14 protein-coding genes and 1 pseudogene are annotated in these 18,745 nt (G+C 63.1%); 8 read left to right on the top strand and 7 right to left on the bottom strand.

The features are described from left to right. The first annotated feature begins 86 nt into the window (after positions 1–86). The 4 genes from ACIOVD_RS17090 to ACIOVD_RS17075 all read left to right on the top strand — a co-directional run bounded on the left by ACIOVD_RS17090 (position 87) and on the right by ACIOVD_RS17075 (position 4,870). The gene (locus ACIOVD_RS17090; protein WP_401129210.1) at positions 87–656 is read left to right on the top strand and encodes a sigma-70 family RNA polymerase sigma factor; all 570 of its coding nucleotides are present in this window, start codon (positions 87–89) and stop codon (positions 654–656) included. After that, complete coding sequence (locus ACIOVD_RS17085; protein ID WP_401129208.1) at positions 649–1,611, top strand: FecR domain-containing protein; 963 nt, start codon at positions 649–651, stop codon at positions 1,609–1,611. The genes ACIOVD_RS17090 and ACIOVD_RS17085 overlap by 8 nt, the downstream gene beginning before the upstream one ends. An 85-nt stretch (positions 1,612–1,696) precedes the next feature. Further along, positions 1,697–4,126 carry a TonB-dependent siderophore receptor gene (locus tag ACIOVD_RS17080; protein WP_401129206.1) on the top strand — a complete coding sequence of 810 codons (2,430 nt, stop codon included), beginning with the start codon at positions 1,697–1,699 and terminating at the stop codon, positions 4,124–4,126. 471 nt (positions 4,127–4,597) lie between these two features. Next, complete coding sequence (locus ACIOVD_RS17075; RefSeq protein ID WP_143501186.1) at positions 4,598–4,870, top strand: hypothetical protein; 273 nt, start codon at positions 4,598–4,600, stop codon at positions 4,868–4,870. Here the strand turns inward: ACIOVD_RS17075 and ACIOVD_RS17070 are convergent. The 5 genes from ACIOVD_RS17070 to ACIOVD_RS17050 form a co-directional block, all read right to left on the bottom strand. Next, on the bottom strand, positions 4,845–5,885 hold the full coding sequence (locus ACIOVD_RS17070; protein ID WP_401129204.1) for a DUF2955 domain-containing protein: 1,041 nt from the start codon (positions 5,883–5,885) through the stop codon (positions 4,845–4,847). The two genes, ACIOVD_RS17075 and ACIOVD_RS17070, sit on opposite strands and share 26 nt — an antisense overlap. Next, positions 5,875–6,999: an HlyD family secretion protein gene (locus ACIOVD_RS17065; RefSeq protein ID WP_095168346.1), complete on the bottom strand. Its 1,125-nt coding sequence runs from the start codon at positions 6,997–6,999 to the stop codon at positions 5,875–5,877. Before ACIOVD_RS17065 ends, ACIOVD_RS17070 begins: the two co-directional genes overlap by 11 nt. Then, complete coding sequence (locus ACIOVD_RS17060; RefSeq protein ID WP_401129202.1) at positions 6,996–8,543, bottom strand: efflux transporter outer membrane subunit; 1,548 nt, start codon at positions 8,541–8,543, stop codon at positions 6,996–6,998. The genes ACIOVD_RS17065 and ACIOVD_RS17060 overlap by 4 nt, the downstream gene beginning before the upstream one ends. 18 nt (positions 8,544–8,561) lie before the next feature. Continuing rightward, positions 8,562–9,665, bottom strand: a complete 1,104-nt coding sequence (locus ACIOVD_RS17055) for an AI-2E family transporter (RefSeq protein ID WP_159995624.1) — start codon at positions 9,663–9,665, stop codon at positions 8,562–8,564. Positions 9,666–9,905: 240 nt separating this feature from the next. Continuing rightward, entirely contained in the window at positions 9,906–11,225 is a 1,320-nt protein-coding gene (locus ACIOVD_RS17050; protein ID WP_401129200.1) for a serine hydrolase domain-containing protein, read from the bottom strand. Between the two features lie 260 nt (positions 11,226–11,485). Here ACIOVD_RS17050 and lpxO point away from each other — a divergent pair, with 260 nt between their 5' ends. Next, complete coding sequence (gene lpxO, locus ACIOVD_RS17045) at positions 11,486–12,385, top strand: lipid A hydroxylase LpxO (protein ID WP_095168337.1); 900 nt, start codon at positions 11,486–11,488, stop codon at positions 12,383–12,385. On the opposite strand, the gene ligD is transcribed toward lpxO, so the two are convergent. Both ligD and ACIOVD_RS17035 read right to left on the bottom strand, forming a co-directional pair. Next, positions 12,382–14,883 (bottom strand): DNA ligase D, encoded by a 2,502-nt coding sequence (ligD, locus tag ACIOVD_RS17040; RefSeq protein ID WP_401129197.1) that lies wholly within the window; start codon positions 14,881–14,883, stop codon positions 12,382–12,384. The genes lpxO and ligD overlap by 4 nt on opposite strands. Positions 14,884–14,901: 18 nt before the next feature. Continuing rightward, positions 14,902–15,768 carry a Ku protein gene (locus ACIOVD_RS17035; RefSeq protein ID WP_401129195.1) on the bottom strand — a complete coding sequence of 289 codons (867 nt, stop codon included), beginning with the start codon at positions 15,766–15,768 and terminating at the stop codon, positions 14,902–14,904. Between the two features lie 192 nt (positions 15,769–15,960). On the opposite strand from ACIOVD_RS17035, the gene ACIOVD_RS17030 reads away from it, so the two are divergent. The 3 genes and pseudogenes from ACIOVD_RS17030 to ilvA form a co-directional block, all read left to right on the top strand. Continuing rightward, entirely contained in the window at positions 15,961–16,338 is a 378-nt protein-coding gene (locus tag ACIOVD_RS17030) for a hypothetical protein (protein WP_401129193.1), read from the top strand. Between the two features lie 39 nt (positions 16,339–16,377). Continuing rightward, positions 16,378–17,535 (top strand): PQQ-dependent sugar dehydrogenase, encoded by a 1,158-nt coding sequence (locus ACIOVD_RS17025; protein WP_401129191.1) that lies wholly within the window; start codon positions 16,378–16,380, stop codon positions 17,533–17,535. Between the two features lie 180 nt (positions 17,536–17,715). Beyond that, a pseudogene (ilvA, locus tag ACIOVD_RS17020) lies at positions 17,716–18,711 on the top strand (threonine ammonia-lyase, biosynthetic); the annotation flags it as partial. Between the last annotated feature and the right edge of the window lie 34 nt (positions 18,712–18,745).

The following is an 18,745-nucleotide window of genomic DNA, read 5'->3' as shown; positions in this document are numbered from 1 at the left end:
GCAGCCCGGTACCCGCCAATGGGGGGGGGACCGTAGGACCTGAACCCTTTGCTTGTACGAGCACGGTCTGACACTGCTAGAATGCGATGCATTCTCATTCATGTATCTCCTATACCGTGCAGTCCACTTCATCGGCAAACCGCCACCCTAACCAGGCCATCGATCAGCTCTACAGCCACCACCACGGTTGGCTGCAACGCTGGCTGCACAAACGCCTGGGCAATGCCGCCGATGCGGGGGACCTGGCCCAGGATACGTTCGTGCGGCTGCTCAGCAGTGCACCTGGCGAGCCGCTGAACTTCACGACGCCGCGCGCCTATCTGGCAACCATCGCCAATCGCCTTTCCATCAATCTCTACCGCCGTCGCTCACTGGAGCAGGCCTACCTGGCCACCCTGGCGCAAACCCCGGAAGACCTGGCGCCGTCTGCGGAACATCAGGCGCTGGTGCTCGAGGCCCTCGACGAGATCGACCAGGTACTGACCCTATTGCCAGCCAAAAGCCGGCAGGCGTTCCTGATGGCGCAGTTGGAGGGTTACACGCAGGAAGAGATCGCCAGCCGCCTCAATCTCAGTGTGCGTTCAGTACAACGTTATCTGGCGCGGGCTTTTGAAGAGTGCATCATGCTCGCCAGCCAGGGCGCGTTGCATGAGTAATACGCCCATCGACCGGCGCATTGCCCGGGAAGCGGCGGGCTGGTTCGTGCGCTTGCAGAACAGCGGTGCCGGTGCCGCCGAGCATGCCGCCGGCGCGGAGTGGCGGGCGCGGCACGCTGATCACGAACGCGCCTGGCAACTGGCCAAGCGCTTCAGCGAGCGCTCCCAGCAGCTTGCCGGTGATGCCGGACGGACAGCGTTGGAACGCCCGCGCGGCCTGGATCGGCGCCAGACCCTCAAGACCCTGGCGTTGCTGATCGCCGCCGCCCCGCTCGGATTCGCAGTACAGCAACGCCTGCCGTGGCGCGAGTGGCAGGCGGACGAGCGTACCGCCACCGGGGAACAACGCACGCTGCATCTGCCGGATGGCGAACAGATTCGCCTGAACACTGGCAGCGCCGTCGATATCGCCTACGACGAGAGCATTCGTCGTGTGCGCCTGATCAGCGGAGAGATGCTCGTCGAGGTGCCTCGCGAGCATGCCAGGCGGCCATTCATTGTCGATACCGCCGAAGCACAACTCACTTTGCTCGGCAGCCGCTTTGTGGTGCGTCAGTACCCGCACAGCACTTACCTCGCCGCTCTGGAGGGCGCTGTCCTGGTGCGTCCGCGACTGTCACGGGGTGATGACGGCCTGATGCGCCTGACGGCCGGCCGGCAGACCCATGTCACCCCCCTGGCTGCGGAGCCATCACTGGCATTGGCGCAGAATCGTCTGGACTGGATCAGCGGCGTGCTGCGCGTAGAAAAAATGCGCCTCGATGCCTTCATCCGCGAGCTGGATCGCTATCGACCTGGCCTGCTGCGTTGCGATCCTGCGGTCGCCGGACTGCTGATCTCCGGCACCTTCCAGTTGCGTGATACCGACCAGATTCTTCATGCACTGAGCCAGACTCTGCCGGTGAGCGTCCACTACCGCACGCCCTACTGGGTCACTCTCACGGCCCGCGCGTAAAGTTAATAAGAATCATTGTCGTGTTTTCTTCAGGTCGCGTGTCCCTTCTGTAACCACATCAATTTTACAGGGCTGGGACGAACACATGGCGACGAAGCAGGGCATGCAACCATTGGCGCGGGCAGTACACGCTGCCGCACTGGGTCTGATCATTGCGGGCGGCAGCCTGGCCACCGCATCGCTGCAGGCCGCCGAGCAAGGCGCGCAGCATAAGCGTGCCTATCAGGTGCCAGCCGGCAACCTGAGCAGTTCGCTCGCCGAGTTCGCCAGCCAGGCGGATATCACCCTGCCCATCGAACCGGGCCTGGTGGAGGGGTTGCGCAGCCCTGGCCTGAATGCCGCCACCAGCGTGGAAGGCGGCCTGCAGCAACTGTTGCAGGGTACCGGCCTGCAAGCTTCACCGCAGGGTAGCGGGCTGTACCTGCTGACACCGCAGGACACCGGCACCAGTCTGGAACTGGGCGCTACCAGCATTACCGGACAGCACCTGGCGGCGACCACTGAGAATAGCGGTTCCTATACCACCGGGGTTATGCAGACTGCCACCAAGCTGCCCCTGACCTTGCGCGAAACACCGCAGACGGTCAGCGTGGTCACGCGCAAGCGTATGGACGACAAGGCCATGACCAGCATCAGCGATGTCGCCCAAAGCGCACCGGGGGTTTTTCTGAACAACTCCGGCGGGGCGGGGCGGCCGACATTCAGCGCTCGCGGTTTCGACATCGACAACATCATGTACGACGGTTTTCCCACCAGCTTCCTGACCTACCTGCCCAGTGGAGAGGCCAACCTGGCCATGTATGACCGGGTCGAAATCGTGCGCGGCGCCACCGGGCTGGCCCAGGGCGCCGGCAACCCTGCTGGCGCCATCAACCTGATACGCAAGCGCCCGACCCATCAATTCCAGGGCACGCTCACCGGCAGTGCCGGGAGTTGGGACGATTACGCCGGCACCCTGGATGTCGGCGGCCCGCTCAATGACAACGGTACCCTGCGTGCCCGTACCGTGATCTCGCGCGAGGATGCCAAAAGCTTCCGCGACTCGGTGGAAAGTGATGCGGATCTGTACTACGGCGTGGTCGACGCCGACCTGAGTGAAAGCACCACCCTGACATTCGGTGGCTACCGGCAGAAGAACTACACCAACTACATCTGGGGCGGGTTGCCGATGGCCCGTGGTGGCGGTCATCTCGGGCTGCCACGTGACACCTTCCTCGGTAATGACTGGGAGTATTCCGACAATCGCACTACCGGCTATTTCGCCACTCTTGAGCAAGGCTTGGCCAACGACTGGACCTTACGCCTGGCAGCCATGCAATCGAAGACCGACACCGACGTGCTGGCCTCTTCGATATGGGAATACGATCGCCACTACCTCTGGACCGAAGCCATGGAGCAGAAGGAAACCGGCTACGACCTGGCGCTGAGCGGCCCTTTCCAGTTGCTCGGTCAAGAACATGACCTGAGCCTGGGCGTAAGCAAGCGCAAGCTGGATTATCGTTCCGGAAAGGCCTGGAGCGATTTCATCGACGCAGGCAGCAATCTTTTCGAGTGGGACCCACGGGGTCATGACAAGCCGGATTACGTCAGGGGGCCTGATGGCCTTCCCGAGACCACCACCCAGGACAGCTTCTATGCCAGTACCCGCCTGCGTTTGAGCGAGCCACTGTCGCTGATTCTCGGTGGCCGTCTGGACTGGTACGAATTCGATGACAGCGCAAACAGTCAAAGCAACTACAAGGTCACTCGCAACCTGACCCGCTATGCCGGCCTGGTCTACGATCTCAACGCCAATCACTCGGTCTATGTCAGCTACACCGATATCTTCAAACCGCAAAGCGAAAAAGGCATAGGCGGCAACGTGATCGAGCCCGTAGTGGGTGAGAACTACGAAGTGGGCATCAAGGGCGAGTACTTTGATGGCGCGCTGAATACCAACATGGCAGTGTTCCAGATCGATCAGAAGAATCGCGCCCAGGAGTTGCCTGATATCAAAGGTTGCGGTTCAGGCGCCGCCAGTGCCTGCTATGAGGCCGCTGGCCTGGTGCGCAGCAAGGGCATTGACCTGGAAATCCAGGGCGCCCTGACCGACAACTGGCAATTGGCTGGCGGTTACACCTACACCCAGACCCAATACGTCAACGACGCCAACGCAGCCAAAGAAGGCGAAGACTTCGACCGCAAGAAACCGCGCCAGCTATTCAAGCTGGCGACGATCTACACCCTGCCCGATGACCTGCAGCGCTGGCGCATTGGTGGTGATGTCTATCAGCAGAGCCGCATACGCACTTCGGGAGGAACCGGTGCCAGCGCATGGAAAAACCAGCAGGGCTCCTACACCGTGGTCGGTCTGGTAGGAGGCTACCAGGCCACCGAGCAACTGGATCTGCAGCTCAACGTCAACAACCTGTTCGACCGCACCTACTACAGCAGCGTGGCCAATGGTGGCTATAGCCCGTACGACATCTACGGCGACCCACGCAATGTGAAGCTGACCGCCCGCTATAGCTTCTAAGAAGCTGTTAGAACCCCCAGATCCATCAAGCTACACGTGCTGCCCAGCGGCATACTGCTGGGCCACACATCCACCTCAAGGAACGAGCCAATGATCACCCCACCTGAGCAGTTGCCGTTTTTGCCCGGGGCCTTGCGCAACTGATAACGCACGCGCAACTGCAGGTGTTCCCCGACGCGGGTCATGACTTGGGTTTACCCACTCACCTGCAGCGGCCGGGTTGATCGATAAGCACCTGGATTGCGCACAGCTTTGTAAGCAACCGGCAAATTAAGAATCCTCCTAAAGAACTGTTCAGTGCGCAGCCCTAAGCTGTGCTCATTCGCCCGGTAAGGGTTTACAGGCTCAAGGTTGGAGCCAGGGAACGGGCGAATACCGTCAACTGAGCTGGAAGGTATTTCCATGAAGCGTCGAGTCGCCCCCGCTGCGTGTTTGCTTGCCTCGTTCCTAATGGTCAGCCTGGGCGGGTGCATGAGTGATAAAGAGGCGCTGGCTACCAGTAAAGAGTCGGCCCTCCTGACCGCGACTAAACGCGCGCAGTACGAAATCAATTGTGAAAACGTCACTTCGGCGGTGATCACCAGCAAGATCAGCTTTATTCCCTATTCCAGTCAACGCACGGAGTACACCATCGGTGTGCGCGGTTGCGGCAAACAAGTCATCTACATCACCCATTGCCTGGAGGCGGGCAGTTGCAGTGCGATCAGCGACAACGCCTCTATTTTGCAAGAGCAGGAGGGTTGAGCGGGGCGTTGCGTCGGCGTTGATCCAGCAGGTGGACCATCAGGCAGGCATAGAGGGTCACCAGGATAAACAGCCCCATGCGGATCGCGAATGCGGTGTAGACGTCCTTGCCGGCGGCGCTGTCTTGTACCGATTGACCGAGCAGGATGATCATGGTCACCAGGGTGTTTAGCCAGAAGCCCGGGCTTTGTGCGGTCGGGCGCAGGCGGTAGAGCTTGCGCGCCACCAGCAAGGTGAACAGCAGGGTCCACAGGAAAAACATCCAAAGGTGGACAAACAGGCTCAGTCCACACCAGAACAATATCGCCAGCAGGCCGCCGAGCAGGGTCGAGCCGATCAGTTCGCGCCCGGCGTGGCGGGTTCCGGTGGTGGAGCTCTGTTGCCCCAGGCTGACGGCCTTGAGGACGATCGGCAAGTAGCTGGCCGGGTCAAGCAGCACCAGGACAAAAGTCGGCAGCACGATCAACGTGGCGCGCAGCGCGACCCGGGTAATCTCTGCTGGGCTGAGGGCCGGGGCCGGCGGGGGGGAGGGCGCGTTACCAGGGTCGGGAAACAGCCAGTGGCTCACGCCTACCGACAGCATCGCGAGGAACAGGCCCTTGCCCAGCGCCTCGATCACCGTCACCGCCAGGCCGAAGTCGGCGACGCCGGCAGCGGAGATCAGGGTCAGGCCGATAATCAGAAAGGTCACCACCAGGCCATTGGCGCCACGCAAACCCATGCGAAACACCACAAACAGCGCCAACGCGATCAGCAGTACGCCGCTGGCCGAGTAGTAGCGCAGCACCGGGATCAGCAGCAGTCCGACGCCGGTGGTGAACAGGGCGACCAGGATCAGGCCCAGGCCGGCCTTGAACGACAGCGGTTGGTTGAGTGACACCAGCAGCATCAGCGCCAGCACCGGTGCCATGAAGGGAATCGGCAGCGCCAGGCCGAAGCTGACCGTCAGGCACAGCGCCGTACCGCAGGCCAGGCGCAGCGCGCGCTGGGCCTGTGGCGAGCGCTCAGTAGGCATACGACAGCCAGCTCATCAACCCAAGGAACAAGCGGCCAAGGGGATTGAGCGGGTTGCCAGCGGTGGGGAACGCCATGACTTCCGCCTGGCCACCGGCGCGTATTCCACGGCCGTCGCGCAGGCTGGCCAGGGACTCGGCGGAAAACTCGATGATCACCGGGAAACGTTGCGCCGGGCGTAGCCAATCGCGGCTGTTCTGCACAGTAGGCAGGGCGCCGGGGGAGGTCGGTTGGCCGACGCTGACACCGTAGCCGACGCTGCGCACGTGGCCGCTGAAAACCTCGCCGGGCAGGGCGTCGAGGACGATGGATACCTCGGTGTCGGTCTTGACCAGGCCGAGGTTGTTCTCGGTCATGTCGGCACTGATCCACACATCGTGGATGGCGATCAGGGTCATGACCGGGGTACCGGTAGCCGCAAACTGCCCGGTATCGGTACGCAAGTCGGTGATCAGGCCCGCCGAGCGTGCATGCACCTGGGTATTGGCCAGGTCCAGTTCGGCTTTCGACAGCGCGGTGGCGGCGCTGCGCAACAAGGCGTTGTCCTGCTCGCTGCCGCCTTCCTGCTCACGGGCGCGCTGGACTTCGGCGCGGGCGGCAGCTACCTGGCTGACCGCCTGGGCGTGGTTGGCGCGGGAGACTTCCAGCAAGCGCACGGAAATGGTCCCGCGGTCTTCCCGGTACAAGCCTTCCAGGCGCTGGTTGTCCTGACGGGTCTTGAGTTCGTTGGCCTGGGCCGCGCGCAGGTTGGCTTGCGCTGCGGCAATCCCGGCGGTGCTGGCGCCGATCTGCCGGCGGGTCGACTCAAGGTCGGCACGGGCCCGGTCGACGGCAATCTGGTAGGGCTGCGGATCGACTTCGAACAGCACGTCCCCGGCCTTGACGTCCTGGTTGTTGCGCACATTGACCTTGATCACCCGACCCGCTACCTCGGACGCCACCGGGATGACAAAGGCGCCCACGCGCGCCTGCTGGGTGTAGGGCGTGAAGCGGTCCGCCAGCAGGTACCAGGCCAGGCTCAGGACGATGAGCAGCACAACCCACTTGAGGCTTTTGTTCACCGGTTCGGCGGCAGGTTCGGGAGCCTTGGCGGCGGGCGGCGGGACGTCACTCATCGTTGATCACCTTGGGGAGCGGGAGCCGGGACTGGGGCGGGTGGCGGGTTGGCGGGTTCCTGCAGCAGGTCGCCCCAGTCGGTGCGTTGTTCCATTTGCTGGCGCGTATCTACATCGATTTTCGCCTGGGCGCTGTACCAGCCACCTCCCAGGGCCCGGTACAGGGCAATCAGGTTGCTGACGGCGGTGCTGCGGCTGAGCAGGTAATTGTCCTGTTGCGCCAGCAGCGCGCTCTGCGCATCGAGGACCCGCTGGAAGTCCGAGTAGCCCTCGCGGTATTGGGCGTTTGCCAGCACCAGCGAACGTTCGGCGGCAAATGCCGCCTCGCGCAGGATGCGCTCGCGCTCCAGGGCCTTGGTCAATCCGGTGGCGGCATCGTCGGCTTCGCGCGCCGCCTGGCGGACCTTGTCGCGGTAGGCTTCGATCAGTTGCTGCAAGCGAGCATCCTGCACCCGCACGTTGTTGTGGATCTGCCCGTAATCGAAGATGTTCCAGCGCAAGCTGGGGCCACCGACCAGGTCCAGGTTATTGGAGGTGCCGCCCAGAGAATTGGCTGACCAGACGATGCTGCCCAGCAGGCTCAGGGACGGATACAGGTCGGATTCGGCCACACCGATCAGTGCCGACTGCGCCGCGACATTCAGCTCCGCGGCCCGCACGTCGGGGCGGCGCAGCAGCAGTTCGGCGGGCACGTCCTGCAGCACGGCGCGGTCCACCAGCGGTATCAGGCCAGTATTCAGGCTCAGTTGCGGCAGCGCCCCCGGCGGTTGCCCGATCAACACGGCCAGGGCGTTGCGGGTGCGTGCCGCCTGATCTTCCAGGCTGGGAATGTTGCTCAGGGTTCCCAGGTACTGGGTCTTGGCTTGTTGCACGTCAAGCTCGGCGGTCTGGCCGCTGTTGAAGAGCTTTTCGGTGATCTCGAAACTGCGCTTCTGCTGGGTGCTGTTTTCCCGTGCCACGCGTAGCCGTGCTTCGGTGGTGCGCAGGGCGAAGTAGGTATCGGCGACCTGGGCGCGCAGCAGCACCAGGACATCCTCATAGTTGGCCTGGGCGGCGAAGTAGCTGGCATCCGAGGACTCGATGGCGCGACTGAAACGGCCCCAGAAGTCCAACTCCCAGCCGACATCGAAGCCAGCACTGTACTGCCAGAAGTTACTGCTCTGCGGGTTTTTGCCGCCGGCCTGGCTACGGTTCACGTAGAGGCTATCGGCGCTGGCCTGCTGCACTTGCGGATAGAGCCCGGCTTGCGCGATGCCCAGTTGCGCGCGGGCCTCCATGACCCGCAAGCCGGCGATCTGCAGGCTTGAGTTGTGGGCATCGGCAGCGGCAATCAAGCGGTCGAGCAGCGGGTCGTTGAACACCCGCCACCATTGACGCAGGTCCGGATTGTCGCCGCGTTGGCTGGCCTGTTCGAGGGCGGCGCTGTTCCACTGCCGCGTCCAGGGCTGCGCCGGACTCTGGAAGTCGGGGCCCAGGCGCACGCAGCCGCCGAGACCGAGCAGCGCAACCAGCAACAGGTGCCCTGGATGGCAGGATTTAAGCATGCAGTGCACCCGCCCGTGTCAGGACTGCCCCAGTTTGTCGGGTCGGGAAGCGGGTGGCTGGTCCTGTACCCATTGCCAGAACAACTGGTAGGCCACGGCCAGGACCACCGGGCCAATGAACAGGCCGATGATGCCGTTGGTGACCATGCCGCCCAGGGCGCCGATCAGCACCACTGGCATCGGCACGTCGACGCCGCGCCCCAGTAGCAGGGGCTTGAGCACGTTATCCACCAGGCCGGCGATGAACACATAGATGGAGAAGATGATGGTGGCGGTCGTCGCCCCTTGGCTGGCCAGCACGAAGATGATCACCGGCAACGTGATCAGCGTGGCCGGTAGTTGCATGATGCCCAGCAGTAGCACCGCCAGGGCCAGCAGGCCGGCAGCAGGTACGCCCATCAGGACGAACCCGGCACCCACCAGCAGCATTTGAATGAAGGCAATGCCGATCACGCCCAGGGCTACCGCGCGAATGGTCGCGGTGCACAGCTCGGTGATGGACGGGCCACGGTCCGGGCCGCAGACCCGCGAAACAATATGCACCGCGCTGCGGCTGCCGCTTTCACCGTAGGCCATGAAGATCCCGGCGATGATCAGGGCAAAGATGAAGATCAGGAAACCCGCACCGGCGCCGGCCAACTTGCTCAGCAGGGCGAGGCTGAAGTGCTTGATCTCGGGGATGTACTTTTGCACCAGCACCGGCAGGTCGGTGACGGCTTGCATCCACAGGCTATGGAGTTTTTCGCCCACCAGTGGCCAGGTGGCTACCGAATCAGGCGGAACCGGGATATGCACGGTGTCGGCCCGGACAATGGTCATGGCGCTTTCCACCGAGCTGACGATCGAGGTGCCCAACAGATAGACCGGCACCAACAGGATCGCCACGGCGATCAGCACCATCACGGTCGCGGTGTGCCCGCCACTGGTGCCCAGCTTGCGGCTGAGTTTGCCGTGCAACGGGTACAGGGTGATCGCCAGAATCACCGACCACAGCATCAAGTCCAGGAACGGGCTGAAAATGCGGAAGCAGAACATCAGGAGGACCGCGAGCAGTCCCGCACGGATCAGCACATCAAGCATATCCCGGGAGAAGGATTTCTCGGTCACAGGGGTGGGTAGCATGGAGAGCCTCCGGGGGCGGACAGCAACGGCATGAGAAGGGTAAATCCAGCATAGACGCTCAATTGGAAATGATAGGGATGTCGAATCGATGATTTTCATCCACCAGCACACCGCCGGAGCAGCCGGGGGGGCGGCAGTGGAGCCCTGGCGCGCAGCTAATACCAATCAATAATGCTCATTAATCTGCTTGGACAGCCTGGCGGTGTCGGTGTGGGCACCGCCAGGACGGGTCGCCGTGCCTCAAGGCTGCTGGAGCAGATGCTGCGCGAGGGCGGCGAAGGCCGGCAGGGTCACCGGGTCATTGGCGGCATTGCCCGCCACCGGGTGCGAGGCGAAACGGGCGATGACCATCTGCGCCTGCGGATCGATGTACAGGCTTTGCCCGTGAACGCCGCGGGCCATGAAGGCGCCGTTCGGGTTGTGGCTGACCCACCACATGTTGCGGTAGCTCCAGCCCTGCAGCAGGCCATAACCGGCCTTGGCGAAGGCGGCCTTGTCGCCACCGCCACGGATCTCGTCGACGACCGCCTTGGGCACGATCTGCTCGCCGTTGGCTTGCCCGTCATTGCGCAACATTTCCGCGACCCGGGCCATGTCCCGCAACCCGGCGTTGAAACCGCCACCGGCAAAGGGCGTGCCGATGCTGTCCACGCTGAAATAGGCGTCCTGTTCCATGCCCAGGCGACTCCAGATGCGTTGCGAGAGGAGTTGGGCGACGTTTTGCCCGGTGGCCCGGGCGATCACCCAGCCCAGTACGTCGGTGTTGATCGTTTTGTAGGCAAAGGCCTCGCCGTGGCGGCCCTGGGCTTGCACGCTTTGCAAAAACTCATAGTAGCTGCGTGGCCCACGGTAATCCTTGGGCTTGGGCAGGGGGTTGCCGGCATTGGCATGGGCCCAGATTTGTGCGTCGGGGTTGGCATAGTCTTCGCTGTACTCAAGGCCAGTGGTCATGTCCAGCACCTGGCGCAGCGTCGCATCGCCAAAGGCCGAGCTCGCCAGTTCCGGCACGTAGTGGTCGACGCGCTGTGCCGGGTCGAGCTTGCCTTCGGCGACCAGGGTTGCCCCCAGGATGCCGACCAGGGATTTGCTCACCGACATGGCCGCGTGCTGGCCTTGGGGCGTCAGTACGCCAAAGTAGCGTTCATACACCACCTTGCCGCGATGCAGCACGACAATCCCGTCGGTGTAGGTGGCGGCCAGCGATTGCGACCAGGTAAGAGACTGGTTGTCCGTGGTGTTGAATGACAGGGCGTCGATGGCGTTGTCGGGTGCCTGTGCCAGCACCGATGGCGCTGCCAGGCCGCGCGAGACGTTCAGTGTCGGCATCAACTGGCGGAAGTTGGAGAAGCTCCAGCGCAGCGCCGGAAATTGGTAGTAGCTGCCATCGGCGAACCGAATGATGCGCGCAGGTGGCGGTGGCGAACCGACCATCCAGCCGAGCTTTATCGGGTCGCTGGCAGCGGCATCGGGGTAATCAATGGCGTAGGCGGACGCGCTGGTCAGGGCGCTGAACACGCCGGCGAACAGCGAAAGAGCGGTCAAGCGCGCAGCTGGCTTCATTAGGTGGATCTTCCATGAACAGGGGGCAGGTAGCTGGAGATTTTGCCTGAGTGGCCAGGGTGCCGGGTTGTCGGCAGTACATCCAGCCTAAAGTTTTTCACATTTGTTGGTTTTCCCTAGGTTACAAACTGTGACTAAAATGCGCGCCAATGGTCAGGTGCTGGCGTTGTGCTCAGCCCCTGCCATAGATGCCCGATGTTGCGTTAAGCCAGGTCCCGTGGCGCGCAGCGTGTATTTTTTCTGACCTGTGATTATTTTTCGTGAAGCTGATCATTGTTTCCCTCTACCTGCTCTCCATCGCGTACGTACACCTGCGCGGTCGTGTCCGGCACAAGCTGGGTCGCCAGTTAAGCGATCATTCGAGCTTCCTGGCGCCGATCAACTGCTTCCTCTACCTGTTTTCCAAACTGCCGAACCGACCGTACCTGGACCCCCGTGACTTCCCCGACCTGAGCCCGTTGCAGGCTCACTGGCAGGAAATTCGCGCAGAAGGCCAGAACCTGCTGCGGGCGGGGGAGATCAAGCGCTCGGACCAGTACAACGACGTGGGTTTCAACTCGTTCTTCAAGACCGGCTGGAAGCGTTTCTACCTGAAGTGGTACGGCGAAAGCCATCCTTCGGCGACCAAGCTGTGCCCGCGCACCACCGAGCTGGTCCAGAGTATCGGCTCGATCAAGGCAGCCATGTTTGCCGAGTTGCCACCGGGTTCAAAACTGGTGCGCCACCGTGACCCCTACGCCGGCTCCTATCGTTATCACCTGGGCCTGGACACTCCCAATGACCCCGGTTGCTACATCGAGGTCGACGGCGAGCGTTATCACTGGCGCGATGGCGAGGCGGTGATGTTTGACGAGACCTATATCCACTACGCCGAAAACACCACCCAGGAGAATCGCATCATCCTGTTCTGCGACGTCGAGCGGCCGTTGAAGTACCGCTGGGCAGCTGCGTTCAATGCCTGGTTCAGTCGCACCGTGATGTCCGCCGCCGGCGCGCCCAACGATGCCGGCGATAAAACCGGCGGGATCAACCGCGCGTTCGCCAGGCTGTACAAGATCCGTCTGCGCGGCAAGGAACTGAAGAAGCGCAATCGCAAGCTCTACTACCTGGAAAAGTGGGCGATCTTCGGCGGCCTGCTGGCCGTGATCCTCTGGATCTAGGGTTTTTTCGCCCCCAGGCGTTGCCACATCCTTGCGCTCAGGCGCTGGCGATGAGTGAGGTCGGCCCAAGGGTCGGCCTTGAGTGCGCGTAAGCGCTCGCCAAGGTTGGCCACCGTCCATTGCTGGGCGCTGCGTAACCCCGGCAGTTCATCGCGGCGCACCGGCACCGACACCGGCAGGCCCTCCCGGGCCCGCACCGAGTAGGGCGCGACTGTGCTGGCCCCGCGCGCATTGCGCAGGTAGTCGATGAAGATTTTGCCGATGCGATTCTGCGGTCCCATTTTGGCGCTGAAGCGCTCCGGCAGCTCGCTCGCCATGAACTGGGCGATGGCTTTGGCGAAGGCCTTGACCCGGTCCCAGCTTTCCGTGCGGGCCAGCGGCACGATCAGGTGCATGCCCTTGCCGCCACTGGTTTTCAGGTACGCCTCCAGGCCCAGTTCATCGAGCACCGACAGGGTCAGTTGGGTGGCCTCCAGCATGCTTTTCCAGGGCAGCGCCGGGTCGGGGTCCAGGTCGAGCACGAACTGGTCCGGCGTCTCGATGTGATCGGCGGTGGCCCCCCAGGTATGCAGCTCGATCGCGCCCATCTGCACTGCGCCCACCAGGGCCTCGACACTGTCGATGGCCATCAGCCGTGCATGTCCAGGGTCCAGTCCGGGAGCCAGGTGGCGGATGTTGGGGATCGCCATTCTCTCTGCGTGTTTCTGGAAGAACTGCTCGCCGCCTACACCTTCCGGCGCCCTCAGTAACGATACCGGGCGCTGCCGTAGATGAGGCAGGAGCCAGTCGCCGATACCTGCGTAGAACTGCGCCAATTGCAGCTTTTGCGTGCCGCTGGCCTTATCGATCACCCGTTCGGGATGGCTGACCCGAACGCCGGCCAACATCTCGTTTTTCTTGCTCTTGTCTGGCACAGGGGCGCTGACGGGCTGGGCTTGTTCGCGGCTGATCTGGCTGGCCGGTTTGTCGCTGCGCAAGGCGATAAAAGCGCCCTGGCGGATCAGGCCGGCGCGGGTCCACTCGGCGAACTGGACTTCGCACACCAGCTGCGGTTTGATCCAGTGCACGCCACGAGCCTGGGCGCTGCTCAGCGCATTGGCCAAGGGTGAGGTGTCGCGGGCCAGGCCCGACATCCGTTGGTGCAGGTGGTCCAGGGTCTGCTGGTCGAAACCGCTCCCCACGCGGCCGGCGTAGACCAGGTCGCCAGCGTCATGCACCGCGAGCAACAAGGCACCAAAACCACTGCGCGAGCCTTGCGGTTGGGTGTAGCCGACGATGACGAATTCCTGGCGTCGCCGGCATTTGAGCTTGATCCAGTCAGCGCTGCGCCGGCTTTGATAAGGGCTGCCGAGCCGCTTGCCGATCAGTCCTTCGAGGGACAGGGCACAGGCGCTGGCGAGGATGTCCTGTTGCTCGGCGACAAACGCCTCGGAAAAACGCAGCAGCTGGCCGCGGTGGCGCGCCAGGGCCTTTTTCAAGGCGGCGCGACGCTGTTCGAGGGGCGTCTGGCGTTGATCGCTACCCTGTAGAAACGGTGCATCGAACAGGAAATAGACCATCTCCAGGGTCCGCCCGAGTTCAAAAGCGTTTTGCAGCGCCTGAAAGTCCGGTAGACCCTGGTCGTCGAGCACCACCATCTCGCCATCCAGCCAACTGCCGTCGAGCTTGAGTGCGGCCAGCGCCTTGGCCTGGCGGGGCAGGCGAGCGGTCCAGTCGTGGCCGTTGCGGGTGATCAGGCGCACCTCGCCGTCGGCGATCCGCGCCAGGATGCGGTAGCCGTCGAATTTGATTTCATACTGCCAATCGCCGCTTGGGGCCTGATCCACCAGGGTCGCCAGTTGCGGGGCGAGGTGGGTGGGCAGCGCCTGGACGGCTGTGGCGGATTTGCCGGCTTTTATCGGGTTTTTTCTCGACGGTTTTTTACCCGCGATGCGTGCCTCGCTCAGCACGCTGTCGGGCTGTTGCGTGAGCACGTCATAGTCGGCACTGGCGCGGGCCTGGGCATCGCGCTCCTTGATCAGCAACCATTGTTCCTTGTCACTGCTGCCGCGCAGGCGGGTTTTCACCAGGGTCCAGTCGCCCGCGAGCTTCTCGCCGATCAGGGTGAACTTGAGTTTGCCGGCTTGGTACGCCGCTTCCGGATCATCGTGGGGCTGCCACACGCCGTGGTCCCAGACGATCACCTCGCCAGCACCGTAATGCCCGGGGGGAATGGTGCCCTCGAAGCTGGCGTAATCCAGAGGATGGTCCTCGACATGCACCGCCAGGCGTTTCTGGCTCGGGTCCAGGCTTGGGCCCTTGGGCACTGCCCAGCTTTTCAGGGTGCCGGCCAGTTCCAGGCGAAAGTCGTAGTGAAGGTTGCGCGCGGCATGTTTCTGGATCACGAAGCGCAAGGCTGCAACGGCTTTTTTACCGGGCTTGCGCGCGGACGCTTCTGGCGGCTCGGAAGTCATCGCGAAGTTGCGTTTACGCGTGTATTCACTGACGGCCTTGGTCATTAGCACGATCCCTGGCGATCAATCGCCGGCAGCCTTACGCGGTTTTTTTGCTGGCGTGGCTTTGCGCGCGGTTTTTTTTGCGGGCGTGGCGGCAGACTTGCCACCCAGGCTGCGTTTGAGCAGCTCGGTCAAGTCGATGACGTCGGCGGATTTGCGCGGTTCGGCACCAGGCACGCTTTCGACGTCCTCGATCTTGCCGGCCCGGGCCTTTTTCTCCACCAGGGCCATGATCTTGTCCTCAAAGCTGTCGCGGTAGTCGGCCGGTTGCCAATCGCCGCTCATGTCTTCGACCAGGCGCTTGGCCATGTCCCGTTCGCCCTTGGCCAGGGTCGGGGCGGTGACGTCGCTGCCCAGGGCCAGTTCGTCCAGGCTGCGGACCTCGGCAGGCCAGCGCAGCATCACCAGCACCAGGGCCGAATCCAGCGGCATCAAGGCGGCCAGGTGCTGGCGGGTATGCAGCACCACGTGGGTCAGGGCGACCTTGCGGGTGTTGGCCAGGGTCTCGCGCAGCAGGGCGTAGACCTTGCCACCGCGTTTGTCGGGGGCCAGGAAGTACGGCGTGTCAATGTTCTGCAGGGGAATCTGCTCGGCATCGACGAAGGAAAAGATGTCGATGGTCTGGGTCGAGGTGGGGTGAGCGGAACGGATTTCTTCCTCGCTGAGCACCACATAACGACCTTTTTCGTAGAGCACGCCTTTGACGATGTGCTCCTTGGTCACCTCCTTGCCAGTGACCTTGTTGACCCGCTTGTAGCCGACCGGGTCCATGCTGCGGTTGTCCAGCCAGTCGAAATCCACCCCTTGGGAGGCCGTGGCCGAGACCAGGGACACCGGGATGTGGACCAGCCCGAAACTGATTGCGCCTTTCCAGATTGCCCGTGCCATCGCCGTTGCCTCGCGCTGTGATGATCAGGTGACCTGCGCGGGTTGGCGAAAGTTTCCGGCGGGTGCCCGGTGGAGCGCGGTAGCAGGCAGCCCTGCAACATCTTGTCTGGGAGTATTTCCTTCACAGCGGCGAACCCTGGGCGTAGCGTGGTATCGAAGACCTTATCGGCATGACAGTGGAGGACCTCCATCATGAGCAGGTATGTGTTGGCTGTAACGCTGCTGGCGTCGACCTTGCTGGGATCGATGGCGCAGGCGCAGGACGATCCGGACCGGATTGCCGCACTCGCAGGGCCAGGCCTGGTGGTTGCGCAGAATCTGCCGGGCGCCAGCAACAACAATCCCTACAACAACCCGATTCGCCGGGCCAACCCCAACAGCATGCAGGGCACCCGACCGCCAGCGCCGGTAATTCGCGCGCCCAACACCGTGCCAGTGCCACGCCCACCGACCCTGGATAACGGCGGCATTGGCAACGGTTATCCGCGCCCTAATGCCACCCCCGGAACAGTCAGGCCCTATGTCTCACCCGCCCCCCCTCCCAGAGACCCGGACACCAGCAACCGCTGAGGGCCCAGGGGGTAACGATCAGCAATAAAGGAAGTGTGCATGTCAGGTAAAACTCTTTTGGCGACCCTGTTGGGCAGCGCCCTGATGATTGCGCTGCCAGTGTCGGCGGCGTCCAGCCAACAGTTGCCGAGCGAGCTGGGCAGCCTGACGGTGACCCAGCTCACCGAAGGCCTGGAACACCCCTGGGCCCTGGCGTTTCTTCCCGACCAGCAAGGTATGCTGGTGACCGAACGGCCGGGCAACCTGCGTATCGTCGACCTCGAGGGCAAGCCCTCGGCGCCATTGAGCGGGGTGCCCAGTGTCTGGTCCAAGGGCCAGGGCGGCCTGCTTGACGTGGCGCTGTCACCGCAGTTCAAGAGTGACCGCCTGGTGTACCTGTCCTACGCTGAGGGCGGTGGTGCCGGGGACAAGGCCGGCACGGCGGTCGGTCGTGGCCGCTTGTCCAGGGACCTCAGGGCACTGGAGGATTTCCAGGTGATCTTCCGCCAGGAGCCCAAGCTGTCCACCAGCAACCATTTCGGCTCGCGCCTGGTGTTTGACCGTGACGGCTATCTATTCATCACCCTGGGCGAGAACAACGTGCGCGAAACGGCGCAGGACCTCGATAAGCTGCAAGGCAAAGTGGTGAGGATCTATCCGGACGGCCAGGTCCCCAAGGACAATCCCTTTGTCGGCCAAGCCGGGGTACGCCCGCAAATCTGGTCCTACGGCCAGCGCAATCCGCAAGGTGCAGCCCTCAACCCCTGGAGCGGTGAGCTATGGGAGAACGAGCACGGACCCAAGGGCGGCGATGAGCTGAACATCATCTCGCGCGGTAAAAACTACGGTTGGCCCTATGCGACCCACGGTATCAACTACTCCGGTCTGCCAATCCCCGAAGCTCGCGGCCAGACCGTGGAAGGGACAGTCGGTCCGCATCACGTCTGGCAGCAGTCACCGGGCATCAGCGGCATGGCGTTCTACGACAGCGACCGGTTCAAGGCTTGGCAGCACAGTGTATTCATCGGCGCGCTGGCGACCCAGGAACTGATTCGCCTGCAGCTCGATGGTGACAAGGTGGTGCATGAGGAGCGTTTATTGGGTGAGCTCAAGGCGCGGATCCGCGATGTACGCCAGGGGCCGGATGGCTACCTCTATGTGCTGACGGACGACCGGAACGGTGCGCTTTACAAGATCGGCCTGCAAACCGGGGATTGACTTGCTGGCGCCCCGAGGCTAATTTCCGGGCATGACTTTCACCGTATCGCGCCGCCAGCCAAGCATTATTATTACCGCCATTGCGAATTTGGCGGGCTAGCTGACGGCTGCACCCAACCCGCCCTTGAGGCGGGTTTTGTTTTTCTGTCTCCAGGGCCTGACGTACTCCAGGAGACATCAATGGACACTCCCACCGCCGGCCAGCCGCTACTGGCGCACTATGTGAAGAAGATCCTCGCCGCACCGGTCTATCAACTGGCGGTGCGTACGCCGCTGCAGGCAGCGCCCGCGTTGTCCCAGCGGCTGGACAACCAGATCCTGCTCAAGCGCGAAGACCTGCAGCCAACCTTCTCCTTCAAGATTCGCGGCGCCTACAACAAGCTGGCCCACCTGAGTGAGGCACAGAAAGCCCGCGGCGTGATCACCGCGTCCGCCGGCAACCACGCCCAGGGGGTGGCGTTGGCCGCACGGGAGTTGGGGATCGACGCCTGTATCGTCATGCCCGAGTCGACGCCGGAGTTGAAGGTGATCGGCGTGCGTAGCCGTGGCGCGCAGGCCCTGCTGCACGGTGCCAGTTTCCCGTTTGCCCTGGAGCATGCCTTGCAACTGGCGCGCGACAGCGCTCGCACCTTCGTCTCGCCGTTCGACGACCCGGATGTGATTGCCGGGCAGGGCACCGTGGCCATGGAAATCCTGCGCCAGCATCCGGGGCGCCTGGATGCGATCTTCGTTCCGGTCGGTGGGGGCGGGCTGATCGCGGGCATCGCCGCCTACGTCAAATACCTGCGGCCGACTATCCGTATCATCGGCGTTGAGTCCGAGCATTCGGCCTGTCTGCAGGCGGCGATGGCGGCGGGGGAACCGGTGATGTTGCCGAGCGTGGGGAGTTTCGCCGACGGGGTTGCCGTGGCACAGATCGGCGCCCACGGTTTTGCCATATGCCGCGACTACGTGGATCAGGTGCTCACCGTCAGTAACGATGAGTTGTGCGCCGCGATCAAGGATATCTACGACGATAGCCGCTCGATCACCGAGCCTTCTGGAGCCTTGGCCGTGGCGGGAATCAAGCAGTATGTGGCACGCAACGCGATCCAGGGACAAACCTTGGTGGCCATCGACTCAGGCGCCAACATCAACTTCGACAGCTTGCGCCATGTCGCCGAGCGCGCCGCCTTGTGGGGCGCGTCGGCTTGAGCGTGGGCCGGCAGGG

It is taken from the genome of Pseudomonas sp. NPDC087626 (assembly GCF_044743405.1).
Taxonomy (GTDB): Bacteria; Pseudomonadota; Gammaproteobacteria; order Pseudomonadales; family Pseudomonadaceae; genus Aquipseudomonas.
The sequence above is the reverse complement of the archived record's forward strand: the minus strand, read 5'-3'. Positions and strand labels throughout refer to the sequence as shown.

What these genes read in the sequence shown, in the direction of transcription:
- ACIOVD_RS17075 (WP_143501186.1), top strand. Translation starts at nt 4,598, where the DNA reads ATGAGTGATAAAGAGGCGCTGGCTACCAGTAAAGAGTCGGCCCTCCTG.
- ACIOVD_RS17085 (WP_401129208.1), top strand. Translation starts at nt 649, where the DNA reads ATGAGTAATACGCCCATCGACCGGCGCATTGCCCGGGAAGCGGCGGGC.
- ACIOVD_RS17070 (WP_401129204.1), bottom strand. Translation starts at nt 5,885, where the DNA reads ATGCCTACTGAGCGCTCGCCACAGGCCCAGCGCGCGCTGCGCCTGGCC.
- ACIOVD_RS17090 (WP_401129210.1), top strand. Translation starts at nt 87, where the DNA reads ATGCATTCTCATTCATGTATCTCCTATACCGTGCAGTCCACTTCATCG.
- ACIOVD_RS17035 (WP_401129195.1), bottom strand. Translation starts at nt 15,768, where the DNA reads ATGGCACGGGCAATCTGGAAAGGCGCAATCAGTTTCGGGCTGGTCCAC.
- ACIOVD_RS17050 (WP_401129200.1), bottom strand. Translation starts at nt 11,225, where the DNA reads ATGAAGCCAGCTGCGCGCTTGACCGCTCTTTCGCTGTTCGCCGGCGTG.
- ACIOVD_RS17025 (WP_401129191.1), top strand. Translation starts at nt 16,378, where the DNA reads ATGTCAGGTAAAACTCTTTTGGCGACCCTGTTGGGCAGCGCCCTGATG.
- ACIOVD_RS17055 (WP_159995624.1), bottom strand. Translation starts at nt 9,665, where the DNA reads ATGCTACCCACCCCTGTGACCGAGAAATCCTTCTCCCGGGATATGCTT.
- ACIOVD_RS17065 (WP_095168346.1), bottom strand. Translation starts at nt 6,999, where the DNA reads ATGAGTGACGTCCCGCCGCCCGCCGCCAAGGCTCCCGAACCTGCCGCC.
- ACIOVD_RS17080 (WP_401129206.1), top strand. Translation starts at nt 1,697, where the DNA reads ATGGCGACGAAGCAGGGCATGCAACCATTGGCGCGGGCAGTACACGCT.
- ACIOVD_RS17060 (WP_401129202.1), bottom strand. Translation starts at nt 8,543, where the DNA reads ATGCTTAAATCCTGCCATCCAGGGCACCTGTTGCTGGTTGCGCTGCTC.
- ligD (WP_401129197.1), bottom strand. Translation starts at nt 14,883, where the DNA reads ATGACCAAGGCCGTCAGTGAATACACGCGTAAACGCAACTTCGCGATG.
- ACIOVD_RS17030 (WP_401129193.1), top strand. Translation starts at nt 15,961, where the DNA reads ATGAGCAGGTATGTGTTGGCTGTAACGCTGCTGGCGTCGACCTTGCTG.